General features: G+C 63.2%; 22 protein-coding genes. 8 read left to right on the top strand and 14 right to left on the bottom strand.

Going from position 1 to position 21656, the window contains the following annotated elements; genetic code table 11:
• Positions 1-2 precede the first annotated feature (2 nt).
• The 10 genes from AC1DYO_RS05030 to AC1DYO_RS04985 all read right to left on the bottom strand — a co-directional run bounded on the left by AC1DYO_RS05030 (position 3) and on the right by AC1DYO_RS04985 (position 8940).
• Positions 3-1244, bottom strand: coding sequence for a flagellar basal body P-ring protein FlgI (locus AC1DYO_RS05030; protein WP_477260892.1), 1242 nt, complete (start codon positions 1242-1244; stop codon positions 3-5).
• Positions 1241-1765 carry a flagellar basal body P-ring formation chaperone FlgA gene (flgA, locus tag AC1DYO_RS05025; RefSeq protein WP_477260890.1) on the bottom strand — a complete coding sequence of 175 codons (525 nt, stop codon included), beginning with the start codon at positions 1763-1765 and terminating at the stop codon, positions 1241-1243. The genes AC1DYO_RS05030 and flgA overlap by 4 nt, the downstream gene beginning before the upstream one ends.
• Before the next feature lie 6 nt (positions 1766-1771).
• The gene (flgG, locus tag AC1DYO_RS05020; protein ID WP_181057529.1) at positions 1772-2560 is read right to left on the bottom strand and encodes a flagellar basal-body rod protein FlgG; all 789 of its coding nucleotides are present in this window, start codon (positions 2558-2560) and stop codon (positions 1772-1774) included.
• A gap of 11 nt (positions 2561-2571) precedes the next feature.
• Entirely contained in the window at positions 2572-2907 is a 336-nt protein-coding gene (gene fliE / locus AC1DYO_RS05015; RefSeq protein WP_181057530.1) for a flagellar hook-basal body complex protein FliE, read from the bottom strand.
• A complete protein-coding gene (gene flgC, locus AC1DYO_RS05010) occupies positions 2907-3323 on the bottom strand; it encodes a flagellar basal body rod protein FlgC (protein WP_477260887.1) in 417 nt (138 codons plus the stop codon). The genes fliE and flgC overlap by 1 nt, the downstream gene beginning before the upstream one ends.
• 2 nt (positions 3324-3325) lie before the next feature.
• The gene (gene flgB / locus AC1DYO_RS05005; RefSeq protein ID WP_477260886.1) at positions 3326-3706 is read right to left on the bottom strand and encodes a flagellar basal body rod protein FlgB; all 381 of its coding nucleotides are present in this window, start codon (positions 3704-3706) and stop codon (positions 3326-3328) included.
• 86 nt (positions 3707-3792) lie between these two features.
• Positions 3793-4983, bottom strand: coding sequence for a hypothetical protein (locus AC1DYO_RS05000; RefSeq protein WP_477260884.1), 1191 nt, complete (start codon positions 4981-4983; stop codon positions 3793-3795).
• Complete coding sequence (fliI, locus tag AC1DYO_RS04995; protein WP_477260882.1) at positions 4970-6391, bottom strand: flagellar protein export ATPase FliI; 1422 nt, start codon at positions 6389-6391, stop codon at positions 4970-4972. The genes AC1DYO_RS05000 and fliI overlap by 14 nt, the downstream gene beginning before the upstream one ends.
• Positions 6392-6395: 4 nt before the next feature.
• Positions 6396-7121 (bottom strand): flagellar basal-body rod protein FlgF, encoded by a 726-nt coding sequence (gene flgF, locus AC1DYO_RS04990; protein WP_477260880.1) that lies wholly within the window; start codon positions 7119-7121, stop codon positions 6396-6398.
• A 7-nt stretch (positions 7122-7128) separates the two neighbouring features.
• A complete protein-coding gene (locus AC1DYO_RS04985) occupies positions 7129-8940 on the bottom strand; it encodes a DUF1217 domain-containing protein (RefSeq protein ID WP_477260878.1) in 1812 nt (603 codons plus the stop codon).
• Between the two features lie 143 nt (positions 8941-9083).
• On the opposite strand from AC1DYO_RS04985, the gene motA reads away from it, so the two are divergent.
• From motA to AC1DYO_RS04955, 6 genes are all read left to right on the top strand, one after another.
• The gene (gene motA / locus AC1DYO_RS04980) at positions 9084-9959 is read left to right on the top strand and encodes a flagellar motor stator protein MotA (RefSeq protein WP_181057535.1); all 876 of its coding nucleotides are present in this window, start codon (positions 9084-9086) and stop codon (positions 9957-9959) included.
• Positions 9960-9994: 35 nt separating this feature from the next.
• Entirely contained in the window at positions 9995-10924 is a 930-nt protein-coding gene (locus AC1DYO_RS04975) for a FliM/FliN family flagellar motor switch protein (RefSeq protein ID WP_477260876.1), read from the top strand.
• A gap of 33 nt (positions 10925-10957) precedes the next feature.
• The gene (fliN, locus tag AC1DYO_RS04970; protein ID WP_454574569.1) at positions 10958-11347 is read left to right on the top strand and encodes a flagellar motor switch protein FliN; all 390 of its coding nucleotides are present in this window, start codon (positions 10958-10960) and stop codon (positions 11345-11347) included.
• A gap of 44 nt (positions 11348-11391) precedes the next feature.
• The gene (locus tag AC1DYO_RS04965) at positions 11392-12411 is read left to right on the top strand and encodes a flagellar motor switch protein FliG (RefSeq protein WP_477260874.1); all 1020 of its coding nucleotides are present in this window, start codon (positions 11392-11394) and stop codon (positions 12409-12411) included.
• Positions 12412-12489: 78 nt separating this feature from the next.
• Entirely contained in the window at positions 12490-13572 is a 1083-nt protein-coding gene (flhB, locus tag AC1DYO_RS04960; protein WP_477260872.1) for a flagellar biosynthesis protein FlhB, read from the top strand.
• Entirely contained in the window at positions 13569-14006 is a 438-nt protein-coding gene (locus tag AC1DYO_RS04955; RefSeq protein ID WP_477260870.1) for a hypothetical protein, read from the top strand. The genes flhB and AC1DYO_RS04955 overlap by 4 nt, the downstream gene beginning before the upstream one ends.
• Positions 14007-14060: 54 nt before the next feature.
• Here the strand turns inward: AC1DYO_RS04955 and AC1DYO_RS04950 are convergent, their stop codons facing one another.
• Positions 14061-14831, bottom strand: a complete 771-nt coding sequence (locus tag AC1DYO_RS04950) for a helix-turn-helix transcriptional regulator (protein WP_477260868.1) — start codon at positions 14829-14831, stop codon at positions 14061-14063.
• Positions 14828-15538: a helix-turn-helix transcriptional regulator gene (locus AC1DYO_RS04945; RefSeq protein ID WP_477260866.1), complete on the bottom strand. Its 711-nt coding sequence runs from the start codon at positions 15536-15538 to the stop codon at positions 14828-14830. The genes AC1DYO_RS04950 and AC1DYO_RS04945 overlap by 4 nt, the downstream gene beginning before the upstream one ends.
• A 714-nt stretch (positions 15539-16252) precedes the next feature.
• On the opposite strand from AC1DYO_RS04945, the gene AC1DYO_RS04940 reads away from it, so the two are divergent.
• Positions 16253-17446, top strand: a complete 1194-nt coding sequence (locus AC1DYO_RS04940; protein ID WP_477260864.1) for a TMEM43 family protein — start codon at positions 16253-16255, stop codon at positions 17444-17446.
• 505 nt (positions 17447-17951) lie between these two features.
• On the opposite strand, the gene AC1DYO_RS04935 is transcribed toward AC1DYO_RS04940, so the two are convergent.
• A complete protein-coding gene (locus AC1DYO_RS04935; protein ID WP_477260862.1) occupies positions 17952-18983 on the bottom strand; it encodes a histone deacetylase family protein in 1032 nt (343 codons plus the stop codon).
• 24 nt (positions 18984-19007) lie between these two features.
• A complete protein-coding gene (locus AC1DYO_RS04930) occupies positions 19008-19661 on the bottom strand; it encodes a TetR/AcrR family transcriptional regulator (protein ID WP_477260860.1) in 654 nt (217 codons plus the stop codon).
• 245 nt (positions 19662-19906) lie between these two features.
• Between AC1DYO_RS04930 and AC1DYO_RS04925 the strand changes: the two genes are divergently transcribed.
• Positions 19907-21580: an amidohydrolase gene (locus AC1DYO_RS04925; protein WP_477260858.1), complete on the top strand. Its 1674-nt coding sequence runs from the start codon at positions 19907-19909 to the stop codon at positions 21578-21580.
• The last annotated feature ends 76 nt before the right edge of the window (positions 21581-21656 follow it).

Raw genomic sequence — 21656 nt, 5'->3', positions numbered from 1 at the left:
GCCTATTGGAGAACCAGATCGGCTTGCAAAGCGCCGGCCGACTTGATGCCTTGCAGGATGGCAATGATGCCGTCCGGCTTGACGCCGAGACGGTTGAGGCCGGACACCAGCGTTTCGAGGTTGGGCCCGTCGAGTACGGCGACGCGCGCATCGGGCCGGGTTGCCTCGATGGTGGTGAAGGGTTCCTCAGCCGTCACGCCCTTGGAGAAGGGTTCCGGCTGGACGATTTTCGGCTGTTCGGTGATGCGCACGGTGAGCGTGCCGTGGCTGATCGCCACCCGCGAGATCTTGACCTCGTTGCCGATGACGATGGTGCCGGTGCGCTCGTCGATGACGACGCGCGCCGGTGTGTCGGATTCGACGACAAGATTCTCGATCTCAGCATAGAAGCGCGCCGCCGAAACATTCTTCGGCCGCCTGATCTGGACGGTGCGCGCATCGCGCTCCGCCGCCACGCGCATGCCGAAGCGTTGCGAAGTGTAACCGTTGATGGCGTCGGCGATGCGAACGGCGGTGGAGAAATCGGGATTGCGCAGCTGCAAGGTGAGCAGCGCCTGGTCTTCGAACTCGGCGCGCACGGTGCGCTCGACAATGGCGCCGTTGGGCACGCGGCCGGCCGTCGGCACGCCTTGCGTCAACTGTTCGGCCTGCCCTTGCGCGGTGAAGCCGGAAACGATGACCGAGCCCTGTCCGACAGCGTAGATTTCGCCGTCGGCCGCCTTCAGCGGCGTCATCACCAGCGTGCCGCCGGCAAGCGATGTGGCGTCGCCCATCGAGGAGACGTCGATGTCGATGCGGGCGCCCGACTGGACATAGGGCGGCATGTTGGCGGTGACGATGACGGCGGCGACGTTCTTGGCCCGCGCGCTGCCGCCTTCGGTGGCGATGCCGAGATTTTCGAGCATGGCGCGGATCGACTGTTCGGTGAAGGGCGAGTTGCGCAGGCTGTCGCCCGATCCGGCGAGGCCGATGACAAGGCCGTAGCCGACGAGCTGGTTGTCGCGCGAGGCCTGCAGTTGCGCGATGTCCTTGATGCGCGAGGCAACCTGGCCAGGCGGCAGCGAGCTTGGGCCGTTGGACACCCTGAACATGCGGCTTGTGGTGGCGGGATCATATTCAGGATCGACAAAGACGCCGCCATTCTGGCCGGCCAGATCGCGCTTTTGCTTCGGCGTAAGCCCGTCGGCCAGCGCCGGCTGCAGACCAAGAATGGCCGCGAGCAGAAGGGCAGGTCCGCGTCTCATGAAGCGCTGACCCGGATAGTGCCGTCGGCCATCACCGTGCCGGAAAAGATCTTGCCGCTGTCGGTGTTGCGGACCTTGATCAGATCGCCCGCGGCGCCCGGCTGCAGCGACACCGCCGTGGCCGAAATGGTGAGGTCGCCAGCGATGAAATAGACCTGGACAGCTGCACCCTGTTCGACCAGCCAGGCATCGCGGATGGCGGCGACCGGAATGTAGCGGCCAGGCAGCAGCGTGCGCTTGGCAACCTTGCCCTGGAGTTCCTCGGCCTGCGTGGCAACCGCATCCGGCCTGTGCTTGCCGGGGAGCAACGTCACCGGCTTCAAGGCACCTGTATCGATCATCTCGCCGGGATAGATGACCCGGTTCGGGATCAGCACGACCTCGCCGGCCGCTTGGTTGCTGGCGATCTGCGTTGCCTGCTGGTCTGCACTCTCCTGCGCAAAGGCCGGCACGCTGCCGGCCACCAGCGCGAGGATCAGCGCGGTGCGGCAAAGCGCGGAGCGGGAGGCCGGAGAGACCATCAAACCTTACCTGATGTTCTTGGACACGACCGAGGCCATGTCGTCGGCGGCCTGGATGACCTTGGAGTTCATCTCATAGGCGCGCTGCGCCGAGATCAGCTCGGTGATTTCCTTGACCGGATCGACGTTGGAGGCCTCGAGATAGCCTTGCTGGACCGTGGCGAAGCCGGGATCGCCGGGCACGCCGACATTGGCTGGGCCGGAGGCCGGCGTTTCCTGGAACAAATTGTCGCCGAGCGGCGCCAGGCCCGCTTCGTTGGCGAAGTTGGCGAGCTGCAGCTGGCCGAGCAGCTGGAGATCGGTCTGGCCGTCGATGCGGGCAAAGACCTGGCCGGTCTTGTTGACGATGACCTCGATGGCATCTGTCGGCACCGTGATGGCCGGGATGACATTGGCGCCGTCGACGGTCACCAGTTGGCCGGTGGCGTTGGTGTTGAAGGCGCCGGCGCGGCTGTAGAGCGTGCCGCCATCGGCACCCTCGATCTGGAACCAGCCGCGGCCGGTCAGCGCCATGTCGAAACTGTTGCCGGTCGAGGTCAGCTCGCCCTGCGTATGGACGTTGCGCACCGCGGTTGTCTTGACGCCGAGACCGATCGACACGCCTTCCGGCACCAGCGAGGAATTGGAACGGTTGGGCACGCCTTGCGAGCGGTCGACCTGGTAGAGCAGGTCGGAGAATTCGGCGCGCGCGCGCTTGTAGCCGGTGGTGTTGATGTTGGCGATGTTGTTGGCGATGACTTCCAGATTTGTCTGCTGGGCGTTCATGCCGGTCGCTGCAATGGCGAGTGCTTTCACGGCAAGTCTCCTCAGATGCCCATACGGCTGATTTCGAGATAGGCGGAGACGACCTTGTCGCGGATGGCGATCGTGGTCTGCAGGGCCTGCTGGGCACTCATGACGGCGTCGACGACCTGGCGGGTATCGGCGTCGCCCTTGAGCGCCTGGATCGAAACCTGCTCGGCATTCTGCAAGGTGTTGACGGTCTTTGAAGCGGCCTGGCTCAGCGCCTCGGCGAAGGTGCCGCCGATTTCGCCGCCGGCCATTGGCGCCTTGGTGCCCTGAAACAGGTCGGTGGCGGCGTCGGTGCCGCCGATCTCCGGCTTGAGTGGAAGCGATCCGATACCGCCAATGCCGCTGATCATTACTGGTTCCTCATCAGGTCGATGGTCATGGAGATCAGATCACGCGCCTGCTTGATGACCTGAAGGTTGGCTTCGTAGGAGCGGTTGGCTTCGCTCATGTCGGCCATCTCGACCAGCACGTTGACGTTGGGCATCTTGACGTAGCCCTTGTCGTCGGCGGCTTCGTTGCCGGGCTGGAATTCGACGGGAAAGTCGCTGGGATCGCGGTCGATGGAGTTGACCTCCACCATCGTGCCGCCGGAAGCACGGTCGAGCTCGGAGACGAAGCTGATGGTCTTGCGGCGATAAGGGTCGGCGCCCGGCGTGTCGCCGGTCGACTGCGCGTTGGCAAGGTTTTCCGAAACGACGCGCAAACGGTCCGACTGGGCGCCGAGGCCGGATGCGGCAATCTTGAGGGCTGCGGTGAGCGCGTCCATGGTCAGGTCTTAACCGCCATCATCATCATCGAATGGAAGGCCTTGACGATCGCTGTGTTGAGCTCGAAGGAGCGGCGGACCTCGCCGGCCTTCATCAGCTCGTTCTCGACCACCACGGTGTTCTTCGACGGCATGATGGCGCCGGTCGTTTCTTCGGGCTTGACCGTGAAGCCGGCATTGGTGGCAGCAGTGCCGAGGTGGCCTTCCTGTGTGGCGGTCAGCGACACAGCGGTGCGGTCGAGCACCTTCTCGAACGGCTCGACATCGCCGGCGGTGTAGCCCGGCGTGTTGACGTTGGCGATGTTGCCGGCAATGGCGGACTGACGCACGGACAGCCATTGCGACTGCTTGGCTGCAAGATCGAAAAGGTTGACGGGCTCCATGGGGATCTCCAGGCTGGTACGCACCAGACTAGGCCGCCAGTCTTGCGCGGACCTTGCGCGGGCCCGGTGGTAAGCCGCATGTTCCGCTACTTGGAGAGTTCAATCACCTGGTCGGCGCTGGTGACCATGACCCACTTGCCGCCGCGCTGCTCGATCGACGACACGATGCTGGTATCAGGCAGCTTCGAGCCGCGTTGAACGATCCAAAGGCCGGCATCGTCCTCGATCATGGCGCGGCCATTGGCGACATGAACCATGCGGAATTTGGGGTCGGCCGGAAAGGGCTGCTCGTCGACGCCTGGGGGCTGGGCCTTGTCCTCCGGATCCTGCAGCGTGCCGGTGGCGAACAGGTCGACATCGGGAACATCGTTTGCCGTCAGCGGCTGGCCGGAATTTTCCATTTGCGAGCCGCCGCTGACACGGCCGGCATTGGTGCCGCTGCCGCCGAACTTGATCGCCTGCACGCCGAATTGGTCCTGATTGAAGAAGATATACCAGGGGAACAGTGCGCAGATCAGGCCGAGCGTGATGCCCAGCGCAGCGAAGACGATATCACTGCGCCGGTCATCTTTCTTTTTCACCTTGGGAAACGGCGCCCTTGGCGGCTGCGGCCAGTCGACATTGGGGAAGAGCCCGTCGAGCAGCGAGTCACGGCTAGCCGCGATCGCCTCGTTGAGTTCGGCATGCGGAGCCTTGGGCAGTGTGGGTTTGGCGAAAGCGGGCGGAGCAGGTCTGGCGGCCTCGGGGAAGGCAGGTTTGCTGACATCGCGCAATGCAGGTTCGACTGTCCTGAGCGAGGCTGGCTTGGCTTCGCCGGTCGATACAGTCTTGGCGATCTTGCGCGAGGCAGACTTGGCCGCTTTACGCGCCGCCAGCTTGGAGGCGTTGATCGATATGAGTTTCGCGCTGCCCAATGCAAGCTTGGACACACTGCGCAAGGCAGCCTTCGGCGCACCGACCAAGGCAAGCCTGAACGCGCCGGGTGTGGATGGCTCACCCATGCCGGGCAAGGCTAGGTTGGCTACGCTCGGCAAGGCAGCCTCGGGCGAGCCGAGCAAGGCTGGTTCGGGCACGCTGCGCAACGCAGGCTGGACCAGTCTCGGCAAGGATGGCTTGGCCGCTCTTGCCAATGCGGCCTCGGTTTTGGCTGCCTTGGCGCGATCAGCTTTCGCTTTGGCAGCCCTTGCTTCGTCAGCCCTGGCTTCCTCGGCGGCGGTGGCCTCGGCCAGCATCTCGCGCAAAAGCCGTTCGGTGTATTGGCGCTCAGTCTCCGGCATCGACATTCTGCTTGCCTTTCAGATGACGGGCGAGGTCGGAGAATGCATCGGCCGAGGCGCGATCCCTAGGCGACTGCGTCAGCGCCTCGTAGATCAGCGGCACCTGGCGCACCGCAATGTCGAGCTCGGCATCGGCGCCGCCTTGGTAGGCGCCGAGCAGGCGAATATCGCGCGTGTCCTCGAAGCGCGAAATCATCGACTTCAGCCTGGTCACCAGCATGCGCTGCTCGGGGCTCCATGCCTTGTCGGCGAGGCGCGAAATCGACGACAGCGGATTGACCGGCGGATAGCGGCCCTGTTCGGCAATGGCGCGATCGAGCACGACATGGCCGTCGAGGATGCCGCGCACCGAATCGGCGACCGGATCGTTGTGGTCGTCGCCGTCGACCAGCACCGAGATAATGGCGGTGATGGACCCCTGGCCTTTGACACCTGGGCCTTCAGCGCCGGGTCCGGCACGCTCGAGCAGCTTCGGCAGGTCTGTGAAAACCGAAGCGGGATAGCCGCGCGCCACCGGCGGTTCGCCGGTTCCGGTCGCCACTTCGCGCAGCGCGTGGGCAAAGCGGGTGATCGAATCCAGCACCAGGAGCACGCGGTGACCCTGATCGCGAAAATGTTCGGCGACGCGCATGGCGGTGTCGGGCGCGCGCCGCCGCATCATGGCGCTCTCGTCGCTGGTGGCGACGACGGCGACGGTCTTGGCCAAGCTTTGCGCGCCGATCGTGTCTTCGAGGAATTCGCGCACCTCACGGCCGCGTTCGCCGATCAGCGCCACGACCACGGTGTCGAAGGCATCGGCGCCGGCCAGCATGGCAAGCAGCGTCGACTTGCCGACGCCGGAACCGGCGAACACGCCGAGGCGCTGACCGAAGCAGAGCGGCGTGAAGATGTCGATGACCTTGACCCCGGTCGTGAAGGCGGTGCCGACGCGCTGCCGCGCCATGGCACCGGGCGTGGTGCCGTCGCCGCTTGCCGCTTCGCCGTTCCTGATCAGCGGCGGACCGCCGTCGATAGCACGGGTCAGCGCGTCGATGGCCCGCCCGCGCCAGGAAGCGTGCGGCGTCACCACCAGCGGGCCACGGCGAAACACGGCGTCGCCGATGCCGGCATCGGCGCTGCGTTCGAAAGGCGCGATGACGACCTCGTCGCGGCCGATCCTGACGATCTCGCCGCGGCGTGTGCCGGCTTTGCCGCGTTGCTCGACGAGGTCGCCGAGCCTGGCGATTTCGGAAAGGCCGCGCACCGTGTAGTGCGTCGGCGAAACCTCGGCGACGCGGCCGCCGCGCCGCAGCAGCGTTTCGGTATCGTCGAAGCGTCGCCAGATCCGCTCCAACGCAGCCAGCCGGTTTTCCGGCGCCGCTTCCGGCTGCCTTTCAAGCGCGCGTATCGATGATTGGCTGCTCGACATGCCGCTACGACTTGGAGCCGAGCGTCTTGATGGCGTCGTCGGTCGAGGCGTCCGTCTGGCGCATCAGCGCAGCCGTGTTCTCGAAGGCACGCTGAACCATGATCAGGCGCGTCATCTCCAGCACCGGATTGACGTTGGATTCCTCGACAAAGCCTTGCGCGACGCCAAGATCCGAGCGGTCAGTGACCGGCTCCGGCGTGCGTGCCGGAATGATGCCCGAATTGCCGTAGCGGACGAAGTTCAGGCCGGGGTCGAAATTGAACAGGCCGATGGCGCCAACAAGCTTGTCGCCTTGTCGAAGCGAGCCGTCCGCGCCCGCCTTGGGCGGGCCGTCGCGCGGGTCGAGCTGGATCGGCGCGCCGCCGGCATCCAGAACCGGATGGCCTTCGAGCGACATCAGCTCGCCGTTCTCGTTCATCGAAAAACGCCCGTCGCGCGTCATCACAGTGCCGGCCGGCGTATCGATGCCGAACCAGGCATCGCCCTGGACGGCGAAGTCGAACGGGTTGCCGGTCTGCGTCATCGCGCCATGCGCGCCCGACAAATAGGTTTTGCCGGAGGAGGCGAAGGACACCGATTTGGGACCCGTACCGGAGACGACATCCTCGAACTTCACGCCGGTGGCGCGAAAGCCGATCGTCGAGGCGTTGGCGACATTGTCGGCGATGGTGTCGAGACGGCGCTCGAGCGCGATCTGCGAGGAAAGGGCGACGTAAAGGCTGTCCTGCATGGTGCTCTCAGAATTTCAGTTTCTGCATGGCCATCATCAGATCGGTCGAGATGCCGACGGTGGTCGGTTGTGCAAAGAGCACGCCAACCGAGGTCTGGGCAGTCGATGTCGGATGATTGATTTCCCACAGGCTGGTGAAGCGGGTCAGGAATTTATCGAGCTTGGCCGGGTCGGTGAAATCGGTCAGGTCGAGCTTTGCCTCGAAGGCCTGCGCCTGCTTGTCGATGTCGGCGGTGGCGAAGGAATCGGGCAGGCCGATCGCGGTGCGCACGACGCTGGCCAATGCCGTGTCGGCAAGCACGTCGTACCAGTTGGTGATGGTCGGAGCCTTACGCTCGAAATAGAGCGCAAGGCGCACGCCCTCATTGGTCTTGCCGGCATCCTCTTCCAGCGTCTGGCGCATGTATTTTTCGACGACCGGCTGCTGCGACGGGTTGCGGGTCGTCGCCGCTTCGCCGTAAGCCTCGAAATTCAGCGAGGTGGCGAGCCTGGCATAAGCCTTGTTGGAGAGCTTGTTGGCGATGCTGTTCGGGTCGCTGACGCCGCCCTCCAGGACATCGCGGACGAGATCCTTGTTGGTGGTTGCCGGATCGAGCCCGCTGGCCGACAGCGCGTAATTGTACAGCCGGCTGTCGGCCATCAGATCGTCGATCGACTTCACCTTGGTGATGTTGGCGAGGTAGTAGCTGGTCTCGGCCTGGACGGCGTCCGCACTCGGCTTGATGAGACCAAGACTGGACTCGGTCGTGTAAAGCTTTGGCGTGGTCTTCAGCACGGCGTCGCGCGTGGTCGTCTGATCGCCATATTGGGCGAAGTCGAAGGCGCTGACGAAGTTGGCGTAGCTTTTGTTGGTCAACAGGTTGGCGGGGCTGAACGGATCGGTGACGCCGCCGTTGACCATGGTGCGGATCTGCCTCGGCGTTTCGGTGGATGCATCCAGACCATACGAAGCCATGGCGAAGGTCAGCAGGCGCTTGTCCTTCAGCAGGTCTTCGATCGACTTCACCTTGGAGATGTTTGCCGCGTAGTAGTCGGCCTCGCCCTTGATGTATTGCGCGGTCGGCTTGACGAGCACCAGCCCGGTTCCGGCCATGATGGCCTTTGGAACTGCCTGCTGGACGGCGTCGCGCGCCGTTGCCTGGCCGCCATACTGGACGAAGTCGAAGGCGGCGACAAAAGCTGCATAGCCCTTGTTGGTCGACGTGTTCGCAGGGCTGTTCGGGTCGGTGACGCCGCCTTCCAGCATCGCCCGGACGGTCGCAGGTGCTTCGGCGTCGGCATCGAGGCCGAAGGCGGCCATCGCATAGGTGAGCAGGCGGTTGTCGCCCATCAGATCGTCGATCGATTTGACGTTGGAGATGTTGCTCACGAAGTAGGAGGTCTCGCCCTTGTAGTAGTCGAACCCGTTCTGCAAGGCGCCGAGCCCAATCTGGGCCGTGTAGTTCTTGGTCACGCCCTGCTGCGCCGGGTTGTAACTGGTGGCATCCGCACCGAGCGCCGCAAAATTGAAGGCCGAGACGAATTCGGCATAGCGCTTGTCGGTCAATTTGTTGGCGAAGCTGTCGGGGTCGGAGACGCCTTCCTTCAGGGCCTTGACCATGAAGGCCTTGGCGTAAGCCATGTCGCCAAGGCCATAGGCCTTCATGGCATAGGTGAACAGCCGGGTGTTCTTGACGAAATCGTCGATCGATTTCACGCTGCCGATGTTGGCGAGATAGTAGTCGGTGTCGCGCTTGGTGACCGGGTCCGCCTCGATGCGGTCGATCGCCTTGGGGATATCCCTGGCGATGAGCTGGTAGCTGGTAAAAGTGCTCAACACGACATGCCTCCGGTCGCAGCTTCTGAGTCAGAGTATGCCGGTTTGCTTGCGCGAGGCTGAATCGGTTCGCCACGCACGATTCAAGCTTCACACAAGGCACGGGGGCTATCGGTTAGGCCTGACGTGATGTGGAAGGATCTGGCGTGGGCATTCTGATCGGACTGGTGGTGACGCTCGGCTGTGTTCTCGGCGGCTTCATGGCCATGGGCGGCCATCTGCATGTGCTTATGCAGCCCTGGGAAGCAGTGGTCATCTGCGGCGCCGCGCTTGGCACCTTTCTCGTCGCCAACCCGATGAAAACCGTCAAGGACACCGGCAAGGGCATTCTCGAAGCCTTCAAGCAGGCGGTGCCTAAGGAGCGCGACTATCTGGAGACGCTGGGCGTGCTGCACAGCCTGATGCGCGAGCTGCGCTCGAAGTCTCGTAGCGAGGTCGAGGCGCATATCGACAACCCCGAGGAATCGGCGATCTTCCAGGCGTTCCCGACCGTGCTCAAGAATCATGATCTGACGCATTTCATCTGCGACTATTGCCGCATCATCATCATCGGCAATGCGCGCTCGCACGAGATCGAAGCGCTGATGGACGAGGAAATCCAGACCATCAAGACCGACAAGATGAAGGCCTATCACGCGCTGGTGGCGGTGGGCGACGGTCTGCCGGCACTCGGCATCGTCGCGGCCGTGCTCGGCGTGGTCAAGGCCATGGGCGCGCTCGACCAGTCGCCGGAAATCCTCGGCGGCCTGATCGGCGCCGCGCTCGTCGGAACCTTCCTCGGCATCTTCCTGTCTTATGCGGTCGTTGGACCGGTCGCGACCAAGATCAAGACGGTGCGCGAGAAGAAGAACCGCCTCTACATCATCGTCAAGCAGACGCTGCTCGCCTACATGAACGGCGCCTTGCCGCAGGTGGCAATCGAGTTCGGCCGCAAGACCATCTCGTCCTATGAGCGGCCGACGATCGACGCCGTCGAGCAGAGCACGATGAACACAGCCTCCGCCGAGAAGAAAGCGGCCTGAGCCATGCATGACGACAGACAGGTCCGCACGCCGTCATGACAAGTCCTGGTAGCCCCTCACAAGCTCGCTCGCTGATCATCGAGCGTCTGGTCGGTGACAGCGGTGAGGCCGGTCATGTCATCGGCACCGGGCGCTCGATGGGTGAGCGTGCGCTGCCGCTGCTGCAGAAGAGCCTGGCCGGCGAGCTCGGCGCTCAAGTAACCGTCGACCTGCGCGCGGTCGAGGTCAGCCGCGTGCCGGATGCGCGCATGCATGCCGGCGAGAGCTTTGCCTTGACCATCATCCCATCGCCGACATCGTCGGATGCGATGACGCTGGTGATCGATGCGCCGGCCATCGCGGTCATGGTCTGCGCGCTGTTCGGCGGCGATCCGGATCAGCCGGTGGCGCCGATCGAGCGCGAGCTGTCGCAGATCGAGACGGATGTGGCGACGACGGTGTTCCAGGAGGTTGCGCAGGCGCTGAACGGATCGGGCCGCCGCTCGCTCGAATTGCGGCTGCCGGTGCCGCGGGCGCTTTCGGGCAACGAAGCCAGGCGCCGCGTGCTGCGCGATGGCGCGGCGGTGCGCATCGTGTTCGGCATCTCGACGCCGACCGACAGCGGTACGGTCACGGTGATGATCCCGCAGCGCATCCTGCTGGCGACCCGCGGTATCGCCGATGTCCATGACAGCGAAGGCACGACCGACTGGCGGGCACGCTTTTCGGAAGAGGTGATGCGCTCGACGGTGACGCTCGAAGCGACCATGCCGTTGGCACGCCTGACGCTCGGCGACATCGCCGGCTTCGAGCCGGGCCAGGTCATCGAGTTCGAGGAAACGGCGCAGTCGCACGCCAGGCTAAGCGCGCGCGACAAGACGCTGTTTGTCTGCGAGTTTGGTAAACTCGGGCAGAATTACACCGTCCGGATCAGGCACCCTTACGATGCCGGTCAGGATTTTATCGATGGGCTCATGCCAGGCTGACGCCGGGCAAGCTCAAGCATTTGGAGACGACTTATGGCCAAGACCAAGGTGGAAGCCAATATCGACCAGCCTGACGAACAGCTCGACCGCGCCATCGAGGAATTGCGCGGCGTCCTCCAGGAGGAGGAAAAGCGCCCCGACGCCGCCTTGCGGGCCGCCATGTCCGGCACCAATTCGAACGTCATCATGAGCATCCCGGTCGACGTGCAGATCATCCTCGGCAGCACGGAAATGCCGGTGTCGGACCTGATGGCGCTGCAGAAGGGCTCGACGGTGGCGCTGAACCGGCGCATCGGTGAGCCGGTCGACGTGGTGGTCAATGGCCGCAAGATCGCGCGCGGCGAGATCACCGTGCTCGAAAGCGATCCGTCGCGCTTCGGCATCAGGCTGACCGAGATCATCGCTGCCACCAAGAGCGCCTGAGGGATAGACGGTATGCGGTCTCAGCAGCGATCGGAGCTTATGCCATGACGACGCAGGTGACGCTCACGCGCCCGCAAAAGGCTGCCGCCATCCTGGTGGCGATGGGCAAGCCATCGGCCAGCCGCCTGCTGAAATTTTTCAAGCAGGAAGAGCTGAAGGCGCTGATCGAAGGAGCGCGTCTGCTGCGAACCATTCCGCAGAGCGATCTCGAACGCATCGTCGCCGAATTCGAAGCCGAATTCACCGAGGGTGCTGGCCTGCTCGATTCCGCCGACCGGATGGACACCATCCTGAATGAATCACTGTCGCCCGAAGAGATGAGCGCCATCATGGGCGACAAGCGCTTCGAGGTTGCGCCGGAAGGACCGCCACCGATCTGGCCGGAGCTGGAAAAGCTCGAGCCGACGCGTCTCGGTACCTTCCTTGCCGGCGAACATCCGCAGACCGCAGCCATGGTGCTGTCGAAGCTTGCGCCGCAGGCTGCGGCCAACATTCTGCTGACCCTGGAAAAGCCGATGCGCAGCGAGATCATCAGGCGCATGGTGACGATGGCGACCATTCCTGACACAGCCACCAGGATCATCGAGAACCAACTGCGCGCCAGCGTGCTGGCGCAGACCTCCACCAAGGACATATCGGCCGGACAGGCGCGCGTTGCCAGCGTGCTCAACGAGATGGACAAGCCGCAACTGGAAGAGGTCATGCAGGACCTGGAAGATGCCGGCACGCCCGATCTCGGCGGCGTCCGCTCCAGGCTGTTTGCCTTCGACGATCTGCCGCTTCTGACGCAGAAGGCGCGGGTGCTTCTGTTCGACGGGCTGTCGACCGAACTGATCACGCTGGCGCTGCGCGGCGCGCCGCCCGGATTGACCGAATCGGTGCTGTCGGCAATCGGCGCCCGGTCGCGACGCATGATCGAGTCCGAGCTCGGACAGGGTTCGGAAGGCATCCAGCTTGCCGACATCATGGCGGCGCGCAAGAACATTGCGGTGGCGACAATCCGGCTTTCGCGCGAGGGGGCTTTCGAACTTCCGTCCTCGTCGCAGCAGAGCGAAGCGGCTTAACTCTATCTCTTTTCACGCAATTCCGGACGGAAAACCGCTCACACTTTTCCTGGAATTGCTCAAGGCGGCTGACCCAAAATGGCTGAAGCGGCAGACAAAGACTCCAAAACCGAAGACGCAACAGAAAAAAAGATCCGCGACACCATCGAACAGGGCAAGCTGCCCCATTCGCGGGAAGCCGCACTTCTGGCGTCCTTCATCGCCATATTGGTGTTCACCGTCTTCTACGCCAAGGACGCCGTCGTTAATCTCGGCATGTTCCTGTCCATGTTCCTGGAAAAGCCCGAGGCATGGCCGATGGACACCGAGACCGACGTCATCGCGCTCTACAAGACCGTAATGATGGAGATCGGCCGTGCCGTCGTCAGCCTGCTGGTGCTGCTGGTGGTGGCCGGCATCGGCGCCTCGGTGCTGCAGAACATGCCGCAATTCGTCGGCGAGCGGATCCGGCCGCAGCTATCACGCATCTCGATAGCCAAGGGCTGGACCAGGACGTTCGGTGTCCAGGGCTGGGTCGAATTCCTGAAATCTCTGGGCAAGCTGGGCTTTGCCAGCATCGTGCTCTATTTCACGCTGTCGCAAGATCACCGTCAGCTGCTGGCTGGTATGATCACCAACCCGGTCGCCTTCGGCCTGGTCATCAGAAGCATCACCGTCGACATATTGGTGTCGATCGTCTTCGTCATGGGCCTGATCGCAGCTGTCGATATCGTCTGGTCGCGCTTCCACTGGAAGCAGGATCTGCGCATGACCAAGCAGGAGGTCAAGGACGAGTTCAAGCAGTCCGAAGGCGATCCGATCATCAAGTCGCGGCTGCGCTCGCTGGCGCGTGACCGGGCGCGCAAGCGGATGATGACGGCGGTGCCGCGCGCGACGCTGATCATCGCCAATCCGACACACTTTTCCATCGCGCTCAAATATGTCCGCGACGAGGATTCAGCACCCGTGGTGCTGGCCAAGGGCCAGGACCTGGTGGCGCTCAAGATTCGCGAGATCGCCAAGGAGCACAACATCCCGATCTTCGAGGACGTGGCGCTCGCCCGCTCCATGTACAAGCAAGTTTCGGTTGATAGCGTAATCCCGTCGCAATTCTACCAGGCCGTCGCCGAACTGGTGCGGATCGTCTATTCGAAAAAGGCTGAGCGCAGACAGATCTCATGAACCGTCAACCGCACGCAAAATCCCGCGAACTCATCGTCGCCAAGGCCATCGAGCAGGTGGTGGACGAGTTGCGCCTGATCGATGTCGCCGACTACATCGCCTTCATCCGGCTCGAGCATTTCGCTTGCCTGTCGGACCTGGTGGATTCAGCGGTTGAGCTTTACTTCCTGCCAGGCACGCTCAGGCTCGGCCATGGCGGCGAAGCGCATGTCGACTGGAGCGGCAGTCCGCGCATCGTGCTCGATCTCGAGCTCAGGCCGCCCGGCGTCACCGTCTATTTTCAGCTGACGCTGAGCGAGAAGAGGTCTTCAGTCGCGGTCAACTACGTGTCGTTCGAAAAGCCCGGCGAGGATCCCGAGCACAACACCGCCTTGCTGGAGACGGTGATCGAAGAGGCGCGCATCCGCAGGATCGAGCCGCTCGCCTATCGCTGATTTTTGTCCGTTATCCCAATCGTCTGAGCAAGCCGGCCTGAAGGCAGGCGGGCATCACTCGATCAGCCCCAGCCGCAGCGCCTTGGCCACCGCCTGGTTGCGGTTGACCGCGTTGAGCTTCTGGGTCGACTGGGTGAGATATTGGTTGGCGGTGTGAACCGACAGCTTCAGCAGCCTGGCGATCTCTTCGCTGGTGTTGCCGTTGGCGGTCAGCTTCAGGCACTCCAGCTCGCGCTTGGAGATCGAGCGCATCCGGGAGGCATCGTTCGGACGAATGCGGGCGACGGCGGCGAACAGCGAGAAACAGCGGGCGTGGATTTCGTAGAGCGTGTCCTCCGGCAGAGCGATCGTCGAGCCGAGGAACACCACCAGCCCGCAATGGCCGTGATCGGCATGGACGGGAAAGGCAATGCCGTTGGTGCCGGGCGCCAGCGGCGCCGTGCGCTCTGCCCAGGTGAGGTTCTGGAAGACGGCGTCCGAGCCGGCGATGCCGTCATCGGCCCACCAGCGCGGCGCCGTGGAAGTGCCGCTGTGGCGCACCATCTCCTCGCCATTGGCGCCGGCGATGAACTTGGTCGTTACCGCGGTGGCGGGATAGTCGGAATCGAAGCCCGGCACCAGGCGCGCGCGTTCCGGCGAAGGGCTGACGAAGTAGAGGCCGAAGGCCGACGCGTTGATGTCGACGGCGATCCAGCGGCAGCGGCGCACGGCGTCCGGGATGGTGACGGCGTGGTGCGTTTCGGAACTGATGGAGAAGGCGCCGAATGGATTGCGCTGCTCGTTGAAAAGGGCTTCGGCAGCCGCCTTGATATCAGCGTGTTTCAAATGATGCCGCTCCTGATCGCCGTGGCGATGGCCATCGCGCGGTTCGAGGCCGCGAATTTCTGGATGGCATGGGTGATGTAGCTGTTGACGGTGTTGGAGGAGACCCCGAGGATCACCGCGACCTCATCGGTGGTCTTGCCTTCCGACACCCAGAACAGGCATTCGCGCTCGCGGTCGGACAGCGGGTCCTGCATGGCGGCGGCGGCGACCAATTGCGGAATGGTGGACAGCGCATAGCAGCACTTCAGCTGCGCCTTCATCAGCGCCGGCTGGTCGATCTTGCCGGCCTCGGCGGCCGAGAACAAAGCGAACAGCCGCTGGCGGCCGACATTGAGCCGCAGCGAATAGACTTCCGCATGGCCAAGCACGTCGAGCAGGCGCGCCTCTTCGCCGGTGAGCAGCCCGCCGGCGTTGGGCGCTTCGGCCGCGACCAGCGGCTTCGGGCGGATGCCGGGTGCTACGGTCAGCGGCCCCTGGGCAAGGCCGGCGATCAGCCGCTTGCCGATGAGTTCGATGGCGTCGAAAATCCAGTTTGAGGAGACGATGCGGGCGTCGTTGCGGTCCTGGTCGTGAACGATGGCGACGAGCATGTAGCTGTCGGCGCCGATCTCGGCGGCAAGCTGCATGAAAAATGAGGTGAGATCGCCGCGGGACGCGAGGCGCGAACCTAATGTGTCGGATTGCAGAAGCGCGGCGGAGCTGCTCATTGGATGCTTTGGTTGTAGGTCATGGCCGGAATCTTTTCATGAGCCCGGATGCTGGGGTCACCAGCGGCCGAACTTGAAGACGCATCACATTTACGAAGCACGCACGCGGCGCGGTGTCGCGCAGATCGCCGAATCCATTCAGGGAACGCGAAGCCGTCCGCGTCTGGTGCCGGACGATGCCGGAACTTGAGACTTTGGGTGGTCGCCGCGCCCCCCAAGGACCGGCTGATTCGGGTCTAATCTACCTGCAGATGAATCCGACATCAAACGCGATTTGACAAAATAGATTTTTTTGGACTCAGGCGACTCAGAGGCAGACTCCGAGGCACTTTTCCTGCCTCAGGCGACCCGAAACGCCGACACGAAAAAGCCTGAGGGTGTTGCGACACTGCCGTATCGAGGGCCGATCGATTCCGATAGGTTCTCGGCGACCGACTGGGGTGGGCATCCCATTGGTCGTAGACGGCGGATTTGGCGGCGCTTGCTTCGCGGCCATCAGCATCGGGGGTAATCATGAAGCAGGTTTTCCTGGCGTTCACGGTGGTGCTTGCGGTGTTTGCCGGTATGGCGGCGATGGCGGCACGACACGGGCGGTACACTCCTGCGTAGGCGACAAGGACTGCGGCGCACAGATCCACGCCGATTGATTGATCGGTTCGACGCGCGGCCGCCGGCCGCGKTGAAATTTTGGGCAACTTTGTTTCGGGGGAAACGATGAGTGAATCATTTCGGGAAGTCACATCCGTCTCGTGGTTCGGGCGGATCAAGCGCGCGGTCGGCGGGGTCATCTTCGGCCTCATCCTGATCGTGCTGATGGTGATCGGGCTGTTCTGGAACGAGGGCCGCGCCGTGCAGACGGCGCGCTCGCTGGCCGAAGGGTCGGGCGCGGTCGTTTCGGTCGGCGCCGACAGCGTCGATGCCGCCAACGACGGCAAGCTGGTTCATGTCAGCGGACCGGTGACGGCGGACAGCGGCCTGTCGGATCCGGATTTCGGCATTGCGGCGCAGGGCCTGCGGCTGTCGCGCAGCGTCGAGATGTACCAGTGGAAGGAAGAGTCCAAGTCGGAGACGACGAAGAAGCTCGGCGGCGGCGAAGAGACGGTGACGACGTACAGTTATTCGAAAGTGTGGGACGACAGCCAAATCGACTCGTCCGATTTCAAGAAACCGGACGGCCACCAGAATCCGTCGATGGCGATCCACGGCCGGACGTTCCAGATCCCACAGGGCAAGCTGGTCGCGTTCGATCTCGATACGCCTGTGCTCGATCGCATCGAGGGCGACATGGAGTATTCGCTGTCGGCCGATCAGTCGGCTGCGATAAAGGCCGCCTATACCGGGACGAAACCGCTCAGCATCGTCGATGGCAAGATCTATCTCGGCAGTGACAACACGACGCCCGCTCTGGGCGACTACCGCATCGGTTACGAACTGGCGCCGCTTGGCGTGGTCAGCATCGTCGCGCGCCAGGCCGGCAGCCGGTTCGAGCCCTACCAGACGCAAGCGGGCGATGCGTTGCTGATGGTCGATACCGGCAACGTGCCGGCCGAAAAGATGTTCGCCGACGCGGTCAGCGCCAACACGCTGATCACCTGGCTGCTGCGCGGCGCCGGCCTGCTGTTGCTGACCATCGGCTTTGCGCTATTCCTCAGCCCGATCGGGGTGATCCTCGACGTCATTCCCTTCCTCGGCAGCATGGCGCGGATGGGCACCGGAATCATCGCCTTCGTCCTGGCGATCCTGGTCGGCACGACGACAATCGCGATTGCCTGGTTCTGGTACCGCCCGTTGCTGGCGGTCGCCATCATGGCGGCAGGCGTGATCGCAGCGGCAGCGGTCTACTATATCGGCCGTTCACGCAAGGCAGCCGCACCGATGGCCACACCAATCACCGGCGCACCGGCCTAGGTCGTGGACCGATAGGTCGGAAATGACCCGAGATTGGTGGAAAGCGGTCAAAGGCGAAGAAACCCTGCGATCAAAAGCAATGATAGAAGTAGCGCTTGCAGGCCGAAACCGCCCACATATCCCCAGAAGGTTCTTGGATATTCTGAGCGAGTAATTGGCGACGAAGATCTGAGATGCGTCGACCAAACTCTGCCACGTAAACAGGCACTTGCTACATACGCAATGCAAAAAACATCCCAAATTATTAGGAAGACCGATGCACCGATCGTCATGCGTCAGGTAGCCCGTTTGGTGGTGATAGGAACGAACATAAGCTATTTCCCGAATGTCCACAAATGGGTCGTTTGCCGACTGGTGGCTTCTATCTCGCGCCGGATCCTGATTCGGGCTAAGCGCGAGCCGTATGGTACGGCCTAACGGACTTCGAATGCCGACACCGCCAACAAGCCGCGAGGCGTGCCGCGTGTCGAACGAGGGGGCGCCTGCAAACCGCCCCATATGTTTCCTACCGATCCTCGAAGCCGGTCAGCACGCCGACGGCGTTGATGCCGATCTCCTCGACGGCGTAACCACCTTCCATCACGAACAGCGTCGGCAGGCCGAGCTTTGCGATGCGGCGGCCGATCTTCGGATAGTCCGGGCTCTTCAGCTTGAACTGGCTGATCGGGTCTTTCTCGAAGGTGTCGACGCCGAGCGAGACGATGACGATATCGGGTGCGTAAGCGGCGAGCTTGGCGCAGGCATCCTCCAGCGAGGCGTTCCAGGCGTCCCAGTTGGTGCCGAAGGGCATGGGATAATTGACGTTGAAGCCTTCACCGTCGCCGGCGCCGCGCTCATCGGCATGGCCGAGGAAGAACGGGTATTCGACCATCGGATCGCCATGCAGGTTGAGAACCTGCACGTCGGCCCGGTCATAGAAGATTTCCTGCGTGCCGTTGCCGTGGTGGTAGTCGACGTCGAGGATCGAGATGCGCTTGGCGCCATGGTCAAGGAACCACTGTGCCGCCACGGCGGCATTGTTGATGAAGCAATAGCCGCCCATGAAGGCAGCGCCGGCGTGATGGCCGGGCGGGCGGCAGAGCGCGAAGGCCGACCGCTCTCCGCCCTTGACCAAAGCGGCCGCCGTCAGCGCCACGTCATAGGACGATTTGATCGCGGTCCAGGTGCCTTCGACGAAGGTGGCGCCGGCATCGAAGGAATAGTAACCGAGCAGCGCATCGACGCGCTTGGGCGGCACGTCGCCGCGCAGGCCCCGCGTCGGCCATGTGAAGGGCATCGCGGTACCCTCGAAGCCGGCGGCCTTCCATGCCGGCCAGACGGTCGGCAGGAAGTCGATATAGTCCGACCTATGAATGCGCTTGGCGGCGGAGAGATCATGTTCGACCGGTCCGATGATCGGCCCAAGCTTCTCGCTCTCGACCCGCGCCTTGATGAACTCGGCCCGCGACGGCTTTTCGAAACCCGGCACGATGGCTGATGTGACCAGTTCCATCTGGCCGGCATGGCCGGCGTGAAGCGGCGAATAGACAGTCTTCATGAAATTCCTCTCGAAATAGCGAAATCAGTCAAGGTTGAGATAGGGGGTCACCAGAGCGAGCCACATTCTTTCGACATCGTCCTCGATGAGGTCGTATGTCTTGCGATCTCTTTTCAACCCTACGAGCCGGCAGGCGTGGCCGACGTCCATCATCAGCACGCCGAGCCGGCTGGCGATCTTGTCTTCAAGCGCCGGGTTCACATGCTGCAGCCATGCGGCGTAGAGCGCGATGATCTGCTCGTCATATTCGTCCTGGATAGGCCTGAGGTCGGCGTTGCCAGATATGGCCTCGATCACCGGCATCAGTGTCGCGTTCTCGAGATAGATACGGGATGTGTCGATAAAGAGCTTGCGCACTTCCTGGCGAAACTCGTCGCGGTTGGTGGGTGGGGTCACTTCGATGCGCCTTGCGATCACCTCGGGAAAGGATGACAGCCAGCGCCGGGCGAGGTCGAGGAGAATGGCTTCCTTGTTGGGAAAGTACTGATAGAGCGAACCGACCGACAGGCCTGCGCGTCGGGCAATGGCGAGCGTCGTCGGTGTCTTGGTTCCTTGCTCCCGCGTCAGGATCAAAGCCGCGTCGAGAATCCGGTCGACCACCTTGCTCGACCGTTCCTGCCGCGGCTGCTTGCGCGGTTCGAGCGCCATCCTGGTTTCGCGGCTGAGACTGCGCTTCACGGCTCGACGTCCTCGTTCCCACCCGGTCTCAAGCTGTCCACAATACATTCGAAATTCGGCACGTTGACAAACGCGAATAATTAGTCGCATTCTTTTATCCACGCTGTTTTTGGAGATCACAAGGGGAATTTCAAAACAGCGCACTGGCATCAGTTTTCGTCCGATAGCGCCGCTCCAGCGGAGTGGAAGGTTGTCGGACAAGAGGGTTGCCGGTCTCAGTCAGTCGTCAAAAGCGCGGAGTCGCGATGTCTGTCACGGGTGCGGGTGCTGGTCTGATCGTCATCAATGGTCGCGTGCAGACCATGGACGATGACAATCCCGCCGCCGAGGCCATTGCCGTTAGGGATGGCGCCATCATCGCCATCGGTAGCCGCGCCGCCATCGAAGAGCTCAAGGGACCGGCCACTAGGGTGATCGACGCCAAGGGCGGTTCGGTGATCCCGGGCTTCATCGAAGCCCACATGCATCTGTTCTCGGGAGGGGCCGAGCTCGCGCATCTTCAGCTTGGCGGTATCCATGGCTTCGAGGCGCTGCAAAAGGCGATCCGCGATTATGCAACGACGCGGCCGGAGGCGAAAATGCTGGTCGGGCAAGGCGTCGACTACACCGTGCTCGGCGACGAGCGGGTGACGCGCCATCATCTCGACGCCATCCTGCCGGATCGCCCCTTCTGCATGGCTGCGCCGGACCATCATACGATGTGGGCCAACACCAAGGCGTTGGAGATGGCCGGCATTCTGCAAGGCCGCACGCTTGGTCCGGGCAATGAGATCGTCATGGGAGAGGACGGCCTGGCCGCCGGCGAATTGCGCGAGGGCGAGGCCTTCGGTCCGGTGCTCGACCTTGCCGGCGAAAGCCGCGTGCGGCTTGGGCTGTCGACCGGCGGCGAGCCCGACCCGATGCCGTSGGSGGCCGAGCGGGCCGCCGACCGCGACATCATGCGGCGCGGGCTTGCATGGTGCGCCCGCCACGGCATCACCTCGATCCAGAACATGGACGGCAATCTCTACCAGCTCGAACTGCTTTCCGAGATCGAGGCCGAGGAAGGCTTGCCCTGCCGCGTCAAGATCCCGTTCCACTACAAGAATTTCATGACGCTCGACATGCTCGACAAGGCGTCTGTCATGGCAAAGCGCTATGACAGCGAGTGGCTGTCATCGGGCATGGTCAAGGTGTTCTATGACGGCGTGCTCGATTCCTGGACGGCGGTCATGGTCGATCCCTATGCCGACCGCCCCGACTGGGTCGGCGAGCCGCTGTTCACGCCGCGGCAGTTCATCGATCTCGCCGTGGCCATCGACAAACGCGGGTTGCAGATCGCCGTGCACTCGATCGGCGATGGCGCGGTGCGCGCGGTGCTTGATGGCTACCAGGCGGCGCAGAAGGCCAATGGCAAGCGCGACAGCCGGCACAGGGTCGAGCATATCGAGGTCACCACCGCCGCTGATGTGCCGCGTTTCGCCGAACTCGGCGTCATCGCCTCGATGCAGCCGCCGCATCCGCCCGGCGCCATGGATTTTCCGCTGGAGCCGACCGTGTCGCGCATCGGGCCGGCTCGCTGGCCGCTGAGCTATGCCTGGCGCACCTTGAAAAGTGCCGGCGCCCATGTCGTGTTCGCGTCGGACTGGCCGGTGTCGCCGATCGACCCGATCCTGGGCATTCAGGCGGCATTGCTGCGCAAACCATGGGCAGAAAGCGATCCCGACCAGAGTTTCTCGCTGCAGGAGGCGCTTGCCGCCTACACGGTCGAGGGCGCCTATGCCGAATTCGCCGAGGATCGCAAAGGTGTGCTGAAACCGGGCTATATGGCGGATCTGGTGGTTTTGTCGGCGGATATCGAGAAGACGGCGCCGGCCGATCTGCACAAGGTTCGCCCGGTGACGACGGTCTGCGGTGGCAAGGTCACCTACCTGGCCTGAGAATGGCATGCGGCTTGCGAAGCATGCGGTTTGCAAGACGAATTGACTGACTGAACTGTGATTCAATGCCGGACTT

Source organism: Mesorhizobium sp. P2_F5, from assembly GCF_056403715.1.
The sequence above is the reverse complement of the archived record's forward strand: the minus strand, read 5'-3'. Positions and strand labels throughout refer to the sequence as shown.

Excerpts from the sequence above, each read along its gene's own strand:
- fliN (WP_454574569.1), top strand. The coding sequence starts at position 10,958 with ATGGCCAAGACCAAGGTGGAAGCCAATATCGACCAGCCTGACGAACAG.
- flgF (WP_477260880.1), bottom strand. The coding sequence starts at position 7,121 with ATGCAGGACAGCCTTTACGTCGCCCTTTCCTCGCAGATCGCGCTCGAG.
- fliI (WP_477260882.1), bottom strand. The coding sequence starts at position 6,391 with ATGTCGAGCAGCCAATCATCGATACGCGCGCTTGAAAGGCAGCCGGAA.
- AC1DYO_RS05000 (WP_477260884.1), bottom strand. The coding sequence starts at position 4,983 with ATGCCGGAGACTGAGCGCCAATACACCGAACGGCTTTTGCGCGAGATG.
- flgA (WP_477260890.1), bottom strand. The coding sequence starts at position 1,765 with ATGGTCTCTCCGGCCTCCCGCTCCGCGCTTTGCCGCACCGCGCTGATC.
- AC1DYO_RS04965 (WP_477260874.1), top strand. The coding sequence starts at position 11,392 with ATGACGACGCAGGTGACGCTCACGCGCCCGCAAAAGGCTGCCGCCATC.
- AC1DYO_RS04935 (WP_477260862.1), bottom strand. The coding sequence starts at position 18,983 with ATGAAGACTGTCTATTCGCCGCTTCACGCCGGCCATGCCGGCCAGATG.
- fliE (WP_181057530.1), bottom strand. The coding sequence starts at position 2,907 with ATGATCAGCGGCATTGGCGGTATCGGATCGCTTCCACTCAAGCCGGAG.
- AC1DYO_RS04945 (WP_477260866.1), bottom strand. The coding sequence starts at position 15,538 with ATGAGCAGCTCCGCCGCGCTTCTGCAATCCGACACATTAGGTTCGCGC.
- flgB (WP_477260886.1), bottom strand. The coding sequence starts at position 3,706 with ATGGAGCCCGTCAACCTTTTCGATCTTGCAGCCAAGCAGTCGCAATGG.
- flhB (WP_477260872.1), top strand. The coding sequence starts at position 12,490 with ATGGCTGAAGCGGCAGACAAAGACTCCAAAACCGAAGACGCAACAGAA.
- AC1DYO_RS04955 (WP_477260870.1), top strand. The coding sequence starts at position 13,569 with ATGAACCGTCAACCGCACGCAAAATCCCGCGAACTCATCGTCGCCAAG.
- AC1DYO_RS04975 (WP_477260876.1), top strand. The coding sequence starts at position 9,995 with ATGACAAGTCCTGGTAGCCCCTCACAAGCTCGCTCGCTGATCATCGAG.
- flgC (WP_477260887.1), bottom strand. The coding sequence starts at position 3,323 with ATGGACGCGCTCACCGCAGCCCTCAAGATTGCCGCATCCGGCCTCGGC.
- AC1DYO_RS05030 (WP_477260892.1), bottom strand. The coding sequence starts at position 1,244 with ATGAGACGCGGACCTGCCCTTCTGCTCGCGGCCATTCTTGGTCTGCAG.
- AC1DYO_RS04940 (WP_477260864.1), top strand. The coding sequence starts at position 16,253 with ATGAGTGAATCATTTCGGGAAGTCACATCCGTCTCGTGGTTCGGGCGG.